This window comes from Mesorhizobium sp. M8A.F.Ca.ET.021.01.1.1 (assembly GCF_003998025.1).
GTDB lineage: Bacteria > Pseudomonadota > Alphaproteobacteria > Rhizobiales > Rhizobiaceae > Mesorhizobium.
The window spans coordinates 1-9,213 of sequence record NZ_RZSJ01000214.1 but is presented as its reverse complement, the minus strand read 5'-3'; the positions used below and the strand labels follow the sequence as shown (position 1 = coordinate 9,213).

Genomic DNA, 9,213 nt, shown 5'->3' with positions numbered 1-9,213 from the left:
CGACGATCCAGACCGAGGCCAAATTGCGCGAGATCGCCCCCCAATCCGAGGGCTCGACCCGCACACGGCGCGTCAAGCTGACGCTTACCGATCCGCCGCAAGCCTTCAGGCTCGGCTCGACGGTGACGGCGACCCGCATGACCAAGGTTGTGCCGACGATCGAGCTGCCCATTTCGGCGCTGCTCGAAAAGGACGGTTCCGAAAAAGTGTGGATCATCGATCCAAAGACGTCGAGCGTGAGCGCGCACGATATCAAGGTCGCGTCGAAGAATGGCGGCACCTTTACCGTGGCGGAAGGACTGGACGCCGGCATGCGCGTCGTCACCGCCGGCGTTCACAGCCTCGTCGACGGCCAGAAAGTGAAAGTGCCCGAGGGAGGGGCCTCATGAAGGGCTTTAACCTCTCCGAATGGGCGCTCAACCACCGCTCGCTGGTCTGGTATTTCATGCTGGTCTTCGTGGTGGCCGGCATCTTCTCCTATCTCAATCTCGGCCGCGAGGAAGATCCCAACTTCACCATCAAGACCATGATCATCCAGGCCAACTGGCCGGGCGCCTCGGTGAAGGAGACGGTGCAGCAGGTGACCGATCGCATCGAGAAAAAGCTCGAGGAACTCGACAGCCTCGACTACACCAAGTCGGTGACGACAGCCGGCCAGACTGTCATCTTCGTCAACCTGAAGGACACCACCAAGGCGCGCGACGTCGCGCCGAACTGGCTTCAGGTGCGCAACATGGTCAACGACATCAAGGCGCAGTTTCCGCAAGGCGTGCAGGGACCGTTCTTCAACGACCGCTTCGGCGACGTCTACGGCAACATCTATGCCTTCACCGCCGACGGGCTGACGCCACGCCAATTGCGCGACTATGTGGAGGATGTGCGAACCAAGATCCTGACCGTGCCCAATGCCGGCAAGGTCGATCTGGTCGGTGCGCAGGACGAGGCGATCTATCTCGAATTCTCGACCCGCCAGATCGCCGCGCTTGGCCTCAACCAGCAGCAAATCGTGGCCAGCCTGCAAGCGCAGAACGCGATCACGCCGTCCGGCGTCATCCAGTCCGGGCCGGAGCGCATCAGCGTGCGCGTCGGCGGCCAGTTCGCCTCCGAGGAGAGCCTGCGCGCCATCAATCTGCGCGTCAACGACCGGTTCTTCCGGCTGAGCGACGTGGCGACGATCACGCGCGGTTATGCCGACCCCCCGACAGCCCTGTTCCGCTTCAACGGCCAGGATGCGATCGGGCTTGCCATCGGCATGAAGCCCAACGCCAATCTGCTCAAGTTCGGCGAAGCGCTGCATGAGGAGATGGACAAGGTGCTGGCCGACCTGCCGGTCGGCGTCGGCGTGCATCTGGTCGCCGACCAGCCTGTCATCGTCGAGGAGGCGGTCTCGGGCTTCACGCGCGCGCTGTTCGAGGCGGTGGCGATCGTGCTTGCCGTCTCTTTCATCAGCCTCGGCATGCGGGCCGGCTTCGTCGTCGCGCTGTCGATCCCGCTGGTGCTGGCCATCACCTTCACCGTCATGGAGTATCTCGGCATATCGCTGCAGCGCATTTCACTCGGCGCGCTGATCATCGCGCTCGGGCTGCTGGTCGACGATGCGATGATCGCGGTCGAAATGATGGTGGCGCGGCTGGAGGTTGGCGACACCCTGCGCAGGGCGGCGACCTATGTCTACACCTCGACCGCCTTCCCGATGCTGACCGGCACGCTGGTGACGGTCGCCGGCTTCATCCCGATCGGCCTCAACTCGAGCGCGGCAGGCGAGTACACCTTCACGCTGTTCGTCGTCATCGCGGTGTCGCTCTTGGTGTCATGGATCGTGGCGGTGCTGTTCGCGCCGCTGCTTGGCGTCACCATCCTGCCGGCGACGATGAAGGAGAAGCATCACGACCAACCAGGGCGGTTCACGTCGCTGTTCCGGCGCGTGCTTGTCGGCTCGGTGCGCCATCACTGGCTGACGATCGTCGTGACCGTGCTCCTGTTCGGTGGCTCGATCGCCGGCTTCGGGCTCGTCCAGCAACAGTTCTTCCCGCCTTCCGACCGGCCGGAGCTGATCGTCGACTGGAACCTGCCGCAGAACTCGTCGATCACCGAGACGCGCGACCAGATGGAGCGCTTCGAACAGCGGGCGCTGGTCGGCAATCCCGACATCGACCACTTCTCCTCCTATATCGGCCAGGGCGCGGTGCGCTTCGTGCTGGCCTATGACGTGCAGCCCGCCAATCCCTATTTCGGCCAGACCGTGATCGTCACCAAGAGCATCGAGGCGCGCAACCGGGTGAAGCCGGCGCTGGAGAAGCTGCTGCGCGCGGAGTTCGTCGGCACCGACGCCTTCGTCAAGCCGCTCGAGCTTGGGCCACCGGTCGGGCGCCCGGTGCAATATCGCGTCGGCGGCCCTGACATCCAGACGGTGCGGGAACTGGCGCAGCAATTCGCCGGCATCATCTCGGCCAATCCGAAACTTGCCGCACCCACCTTCGACTGGAACGAACCACAGCGCGTGCTGAGGGTCGACGTGCTGCAGGACAAGGCGCGCCAGCTTGGCATCACCTCCTCCGATATCGCCAGCACGCTGAACAGCACGGTGGGCGGATCGACGATCACCCAGGTGCGTGACGCGACCTACCTGATCAATGTCGTGGCCCGTTCGCGCGGGGCCGAGCGCGGCTCGATCGAGACGCTGCAGAACATCCAGCTGCCGACGGGCAATGGCGAGGCTATCCCGCTCGCGGCGGTTGCCAATTTCCGCTACGATCTGGAGCAGCCGACGGTGTGGCGGCGTGACCGCATCCCGACCATCACCGTGCGCGCCGGCCTGGTTGGCGACGTGCTGCCGGCGACCGTCGTCAACGAGCTGAAACCGTCGGTCGACGCCTTCATCACCAAGCTGCCGCCCGGCTATTCGGTCGAGACCGCCGGCTCCGTCGAGGAAAGCGCCAAGAGCCAGGGGCCGATCGCCGCCGTCGTGCCGCTGATGCTGTTCGTGATGGCGACCATCCTGATGGTGCAGTTGCAGAGCTTCCAGCGCCTGTTCCTGGTCGTGGCGGTCGCGCCGCTCGGACTGATCGGTGTGGTGGCGGCGCTGGTGCCGAGTGGCGCGCCGCTCGGCTTCGTCGCCATCCTCGGGGTGCTGGCGCTGATCGGCATCCTGATCCGCAACTCGGTCATCCTGATCGTGCAGATCGAGGATCTTGTCGCTGAAGGCAAGGATCGCTGGGCCGCCGTCATCGAGGCGACGGAGCATCGCATGCGGCCGATCGCGCTGACCGCCGCCGCCGCCAGCCTGGCGCTGATCCCGATCGCGCGCGAAGTGTTCTGGGGGCCGATGGCCTATGCCATGATGGGCGGCATCATCGCTGGTACGGCGATCACGCTGCTGTTCCTGCCGGCGCTTTATGTGACGTGGTTCAGGATCAAGGAGCCGAAGCAAGGGGACGACCCATCCGTTCCGGAGAACGGCGAACTGGCGCAAGGTTCGACTTAAGATCCTGCAGTATCACTCGTTATCGTTGGAGGGCGAGGGGAGTGATTTGGCGCGCTGCCAAGGCGACGATTTGGAGCTGCGCCAAGCATGCCAACCTTTCGGCAAATCGGCCAACGCCAAGATGCTTTCATCCCGCCGAACCACCTCCTGCAGGCCGACGAGCATTATCTCACGTTCGTTCCGATCTCGAGTGTCGCTGCTGTGAAACTGCCAGCTGCCACCTTCTTCGTTGTAGATGTCGTCGTGGTCAGCTTCATGCACGACGTATGCGATCCAATCGTCAGATTTGAATATACTCTTGTCCGATAGCACCGCGACATTGGGTGGATCTGCAAACTTCCATTCCCCCATGGAATTCCCCCGTTGGTCTGTGCACAGGAAGAGCGAATTCAGGCGGTTCTTACAAACCCGTCGCTGGCTCGCAGCAGGTTGCGCGTATAATCCTTTGTCACACGGCGCTCGACCAGATCGTTTGCCACCAGATTTTCCACTGCCTCGCCGCCCTGCATCACCATCAGACGCTCGCACATATGGGTGATGATGGCGAGGTCGTGGCTGACCATCAGGAAGGTCAGCTTGCGCCGCCGCCGGACTTCCTCCAGCAGGTTGAGCACTTCCGCCTGCACGGAGGCGTCGAGCGCCGAGGTCGGCTCGTCTAGCAGCAGGATCGAGGGCTCGAGGATCAGCGCGCGGGCGATCGCGACACGCTGGCGCTGGCCGCCCGAGAGCTGGTGCGCGTAACGGAAGCGAAAACCGTTGCCGAGGCCGACCTCGTCGAGCGCGCGCTCGATGCGCTTTTCGCCGTCGGCAAAGCCGTGGATGGCGAGCGGCTCCTGCAGCAGGCGGTCGACCGTCTGGCGCGGGTGCAGCGACCCATACGGATCTTGGAAGACCATCTGCACTTCGCGGTAAAAGGCCTTATCGCGGCGCGCGCCGAGCGTCTTGCCGTTGACGGCGATGCTGCCCGAGGCGACCGGCGCGAGACCGACGATGGCTCGCAGCAATGTCGATTTCCCGGAACCGGATTCACCGACCAGGCCGAAGGATTCACCCGGCTGTACATCAAGGCTGACGCCCTTCAGCGCGCGAAAGCGGTCGAAGATCACCTCCAGCGTGTCGACGGCAATCGCTGATGTCATGCCGCCCACTCCGGCTTGCGGTCGAGCACAGGCAGCGGGTGACGGTCGGCGCCGATCTTGGGCATGCAGTTGAGCAGGCCGCGCGTATAGGGATGCTGGGCCTGGCTGAGTTCCGAGGCCTTGAGTTGTTCGACCACCTTGCCGGCATACATGACGATGACGCGGTCGCAGAAGGAGGAAACCAGGCGCAGATCGTGCGAGATGAAGACCAGTCCCATGCCCCGCTCCGCGACCAGCCGGTCGAGGATACCGAGCACATCGAGCTGCACGGTGACGTCGAGCGCCGAGGTCGGCTCGTCGGCGATCATCATTTCCGGCCCGGCGATCAGCATCATGGCGATCATGGCGCGCTGGCCCATGCCGCCCGACACTTCGTGCGGGTGAAGGTCGAAGACGCGTTTGGGATCGCGGATCTGCACCGCCTCGAGCATGGCCAGCGCACGCTCGCGCGCCTCGGCCTTGCCGACCTTTTCGTGCGTGCGCAGCGTCTCGACGATCTGGCGGCCGATGCTCATCACCGGGTCGAGCGAATATTTCGGATCCTGCAGGATCATGGCGATGCGGTTGCCCCGCAACGCGCGGCGTTGGCGTGGCGAGATGCCGAGCAGGTCGATGCCGTCGAAGGTCAATTTATTGGCCGATATCCGGGCCTGCGGCGGCGTCAGGCCCATGATGGCGCGGCCCGTTTGCGACTTGCCCGACCCGGACTCGCCGACGATGCCGAGGCGTTCCCGGCCAAGCGAAAAGGAAACGCCGCGCACCGCCTCGACCATGCCCGTGCGGGTCGGAAAGGTGACCCGCAGGTCATCCACCTCAAGCAGGGTCCCAGTTCGGCCGTTCATTGGTCGCCACTCCGAGGATCGAGCGCGTCGCGCAGGCCGTCGCCGAGCAGGTTGAAGCCGAGGCTGACGATCAGGATTGCGAAGCCCGGCGCACCGGCCACCCACCATTGGTCGAGGATGAAGCGCCGGCCCGAAGCGATCATGGTGCCCCATTCCGGCAGCGGCGGCTGCGCGCCAAGGCCGAGGAAGCCGAGGCCCGCGGCCGTCAGGATGATGCCGGCCATGTCGAGCGTCACGCGGATGATCAGCGAGGAGATGCATAGCGGCATGATGTGGCGCAACACGATGCGGAAGGGAGAGGCGCCCATCAGTTGCACCGCCTTGATGTAGTCCGAGTTGCGCACGGTGAGCGTCTCGGCACGCGCGATGCGGGCATAGGGCGGCCAGGAGGTGATGGCGATCGCCAGCACGGCGTTCTCGATGCCGGGGCCAAGGGCGGCGACGAAGGCCAGCGCCAGCACCAGTTTGGGGAAGGCAAGGAAGATATCGGTGACGCGCATCAGGATCGCGTCGGTCCAGCCGCCGGCATAGCCGGCGACGGTGCCGACCAGGAGCCCGATGGGTGCGGCGATGATGGCGACCAGGACGACGACATAAAGCGTCCAACGCGAACCGTAGAGGATGCGCGAATAGATGTCGCGGCCGAGATCGTCGGTGCCGAACCAGTGCTGGGCACTCGGCGCCAGCAGACGCGCGTTCTTCAGGTCGCCGAAGGTCGGCGAATACGGCGCCAGCACACCGGCAAGGGCGGCGACGAGCAGCAGAGCGATGATGATCAGCAGGCCGACAAAGGCCAAACGATTGGCGGAAAAGCGCCGCCAGGCGACATAGGCGCGACCGAGCCTTGCCTGCATCCGCGATGCCGGCCGCTCCGACAACAACCATTCGAGACGGGAGAAGGGGCGGGCGTCGGAGACGGTCATGACGATGCCTCTTGAAGCCGTCGACCCCCACTCCGGTCTGCTTCGCAGACCATCTCGCCCCCGGTCGATGGAGGAGAGGAAAGGCGCCAGGCGTGCGGCTGCCTTTTCCTCTCCCCCGGACAGGGGGAGAGGTGGCCCGAAGGGCCGGAGTGGGGGTGATTTGCCGCAGCCAAGCCCGAAAGCGCGATACCTCTGCTCATCCGGTCTTCGTCCTCGGGTCGAGCACGCGGTAGAGAAGATCGGACAGGAGATTGATGCCGATGAACACCGAGCCGATGACGATGGTGCCGCCGAGCACGGCGTTCATGTCGGCGTTCTGCAGCGAGTTGGTGATGTAGAGGCCGATGCCCGGCCAGGAGAAGACGGTCTCGGTCAGCACCGAGCCCTCGAGCAGCCCGGCATAGGACAACGCGATCACGGTCACCATCGGCACGGCGGCATTGCGCAGCGCGTGGCCCCAGATGATACGGGTTTCCGACAGGCCCTTGGCGCGCGCGGCGACGACGTATTCCTGGGCGAGTTCATTGAGCATGAACGAGCGCGTCATGCGGCTGATATAGGCGAGCGAGAAATAGCCGAGCAGCGAGGCCGGCAGGATGATGTGACGGAAGGCGTCGTAAAAGACATCCCACTGCCCCTGCATCGCGGAGTCGAGAAGGTAGAAGCCGGTGACCGGCGTGAAAGTGTATTCGTAGACGACGTCGAGCCGAGCCGGGAAGGCCACCCATTGCAGCTTGGCGTAGAACAGCACCAGGGCCAGCAGGCCCAGCCAGAAGATGGGCACGGAATAGCCGATCAGGCCGATGATGCGCACAATCTGATCGACGAGGCTACCGCGTTTGACCGCGGCCAGCACTCCCAGCGGCACACCGAACAGCGCGCCGATCAGTGTCCCCAATGTCGCCAGTTCCGTCGTTGCGGGAAGAGCGCGGCGGATGTCGGTCATGACGGGATTGGTGGTCAGCACGGAGATGCCGAAATCGCCGCTCAGCGCATGTTTCACATAGATGTAGAACTGCTCGATCAACGGCAGGTCGAGGCCCATCTCGCGGCGCGTTCGCTCCACGACATTGGCGGGTGCCCGGTCGCCGAGCACGGCCAGCACCGGGTCGATCGGGATGACGCGGCCAATGAAGAAAGTGACCGCGAGAAGACCGAGATAGGTCGTCACCGCAATGACCAGGAAGCGGCCAAGCGATGATGCAAGGGCGACGGCGCGGGCGCTGCCGCGCCCGCTTTCGTTTTCAATCGTGCTCATGCGGCGTGTCCGCGAACACTATTCCTTGGAGACCGGCCCGACGAAGTTGGTGTCGAAACTCGGACCGAGCGCGAAGCCCTTGAGGTTCTTGCGCAGACCGGCAACTTCCAGCTGCTGGTGGATGACGACGAAGGGGCTGGTGTCGAGGATTTTCTTCTCGAGATCCTTGTACATATCGGCGCGCTTGCCCGAATCCTTCTCAAGCAGGGCTGCTTCCGTTTGCTTGGTCAGGTCCGGAATGTCCCAGGCATTGCGCCAGGCGAGCGTGTGGGACTTGCCGGCATCCGAATTGTCCGGGTTCGAGGCAAAGGTCTGGGCATTGGAGTTCGGATCGAAATAGTCCTGGCCCCACTGGCCTATATAGATGTCGTGGTTGCGTGCGCGGTATTTGGTCAGCGTCTGCTTGCCGTCGCCAGGGATGATCTCCAGCTTGATGCCGGCCTGGCCGAGCGTCTGCTGGATGGATTCCGCCATGCCGGTGGTCGGCTGGCCGGTGCGCACGTCCATGGTGACGCTGAAGCCGTCCGCCAAGCCGGCCTTGGCCAGCAATTCCTTGGCCTTGGCGACGTCGAGCTTGAAGGGGTTTTCGTCGAGTTCGCCCAGCACGCCCTTGGGCAGGAAGGTCTGGTGGATCTCGCCGATGCCCTTGAGGATGGTCGAACCCAGCGCATCATAGTCGACCAGATATTTGAAGGCCTGACGCACCTCGGGTTTGGCGAGGTTCGGGTTCTTCTGGTTGAGGCTGATGTAGTAGACGGTGCCCTTGGGCGCGCTGGTCGAGGTGAGGTCGGCGTTCTTGGCGATGGCGTCGAGGTCGTTCGGTTCGAGGTTGCGGGCAACGTCGATATCGCCGGCCTCGAGCGCCAGGCGTTGCGCCGAGCTTTCCTTCATGTTGCGGTAGATGACGCGGGCGAGCTTGGCCTTTTCGCCGTAGTAATTGTCGTTGCGTTCCAGGACGACGGCCTCGTTGGCACGCCATTCGCGCAGCTTGAAGGCGCCCGAGCCGGCATAGCCTGTCTTCAGCCAGGCGTTGCCGAAGTCGTTGTCCCATTTGTAGTCGGCGCTCGGCGTGACCGCCGCGACATGTTCCTTGACCAGCTTGGCGTCGACAACGGAGGCAACGGTGGCCGACAGGCAGTTCAACACGAAACTTGGCGCATAGGCCTTGTCGACGGTGAACTGGAAGGTGGTGTCGTCGACCGCCTTGGCCTTTTCGGTGACGTTGTCGCCGCTAATGCCGAACTGGCCGATGATGAAGGCGGGGCTCTTGTCCAGCTTGACGGCGCGCTCGAACGACCAGGCGACGTCGGCGGCGGTGATCGGGTTGCCTGAGGCGAATTTCAGGCCCGGCTTGAGCTTGAACGTATAGGTCAGGCCATCGTCGGAGACGGTCCAACTTGCGGCGAGATCGGGCTTGACCTTGGAGGTGTCGCTGAGGTCGAGGCGGACAAGAAGATCATAGGTGTTGCCGGTGACCTCGGCGGTCGACAGCTCGAACGCCTCGCCCGGATCCATCGAGATGATGTCGTCGATGGCAAAACCTTCGACAAGCGTGTCGGCGGGGGGG

General features: G+C 64.0%; 8 protein-coding genes. 2 read left to right on the top strand and 6 right to left on the bottom strand.

The features are described 5' to 3' along the window. Both EOA36_RS17820 and EOA36_RS17815 read left to right on the top strand, forming a co-directional pair. Positions 1-389, top strand: a 389-nt coding sequence (locus tag EOA36_RS17820) for an efflux RND transporter periplasmic adaptor subunit (RefSeq protein ID WP_127278751.1), incomplete at its 5' end; no start/stop codon positions are given. Beyond that, positions 386-3,484, top strand: a complete 3,099-nt coding sequence (locus EOA36_RS17815; RefSeq protein ID WP_127278750.1) for an efflux RND transporter permease subunit — start codon at positions 386-388, stop codon at positions 3,482-3,484. The genes EOA36_RS17820 and EOA36_RS17815, both read left to right, overlap by 4 nt. A gap of 12 nt (positions 3,485-3,496) precedes the next feature. Here EOA36_RS17815 and EOA36_RS17810 read toward each other — a convergent pair whose 3' ends face one another. From EOA36_RS17810 to EOA36_RS17785, 6 genes are all read right to left on the bottom strand, one after another. Further along, a complete protein-coding gene (locus EOA36_RS17810) occupies positions 3,497-3,835 on the bottom strand; it encodes a hypothetical protein (protein WP_127278749.1) in 339 nt (112 codons plus the stop codon). Between the two features lie 38 nt (positions 3,836-3,873). Further along, the gene (locus EOA36_RS17805) at positions 3,874-4,623 is read right to left on the bottom strand and encodes an ABC transporter ATP-binding protein (protein WP_127278748.1); all 750 of its coding nucleotides are present in this window, start codon (positions 4,621-4,623) and stop codon (positions 3,874-3,876) included. Further along, positions 4,620-5,465, bottom strand: a complete 846-nt coding sequence (locus EOA36_RS17800; protein WP_127278747.1) for an ABC transporter ATP-binding protein — start codon at positions 5,463-5,465, stop codon at positions 4,620-4,622. Before EOA36_RS17800 ends, EOA36_RS17805 begins: the two co-directional genes overlap by 4 nt. After that, on the bottom strand, positions 5,462-6,388 hold the full coding sequence (gene nikC, locus EOA36_RS17795; protein ID WP_127278746.1) for a nickel transporter permease: 927 nt from the start codon (positions 6,386-6,388) through the stop codon (positions 5,462-5,464). The genes EOA36_RS17800 and nikC overlap by 4 nt, the downstream gene beginning before the upstream one ends. A 196-nt stretch (positions 6,389-6,584) precedes the next feature. Then, entirely contained in the window at positions 6,585-7,646 is a 1,062-nt protein-coding gene (locus tag EOA36_RS17790) for an ABC transporter permease (RefSeq protein WP_127278745.1), read from the bottom strand. Positions 7,647-7,664: 18 nt separating this feature from the next. After that, on the bottom strand, positions 7,665-9,213 hold a 1,549-nt coding region (locus EOA36_RS17785; protein ID WP_145969205.1), incomplete at its 5' end, for an ABC transporter substrate-binding protein.